Origin of the sequence: Shewanella scandinavica (assembly GCF_031932065.1) — a bacterium.
Classification (GTDB): Bacteria; Pseudomonadota; Gammaproteobacteria; order Enterobacterales; family Shewanellaceae; genus Shewanella; species Shewanella baltica.
Map to the genome: position 1 here is coordinate 1 of NZ_JAUOES010000068.1, position 592 is coordinate 592.

The window sequence follows — 592 nt, forward strand, 5'->3', positions numbered from 1 at the left end:
GCTGTGATGGCCGTTGAACTAATCGTCGGTGCATCGTTGACGTTGGTCACTGTGATACTGAAGCTTTGCTCTGCCGTTAAGCCGTCCGTGTCGGTGACTTTCAGTGTCACCGCATGACTGCCCACATCGGCATTGCTTGGCGTGCCACTTAACACGCCCGTAGCCGCATTGAAGCTCAACCAGCTTGGTTTAGTCACCGCGCTCAATGTCAGTACGTCGCCCACATCGGTATCACTCGCCGCGAAGCTGTAGCTGTACGCCGCATCTTGAGTGGCAGCTGTGATGGCCGTTGAACTAATCGTCGGTGCATCGTTGACGTTGGTCACGGTAATACTGAAGCTTTGCTCTGCCGTTAAACCGTCCGTATCCGTCACCCGCAGTGTTACTGGGTGTGCACCCACATCGGCATTACTTGGCGTGCCACTTAACAATCCAGTGGCAACATTGAAGCTCAACCAGCTTGGTTTAGTCACTACGCTGAATGTCAGTACGTCGCCCACATCGGTATCACTCGCCGCAAAGGTGTAGCTGTACGCCGCATCTTGAGTGGCAGCGGTGATGGCCGTTGAACTAATCGTCGGCGCATCGTTGA

At 54.6% G+C, this 592-nt stretch carries 1 protein-coding gene; it reads right to left on the reverse strand.

Translation table 11 applies throughout. The features are described from left to right. On the reverse strand, positions 1 to 592 hold a 592-nt coding region (locus tag Q4Q50_RS22340; RefSeq protein WP_311901226.1), incomplete at both ends, for a putative Ig domain-containing protein.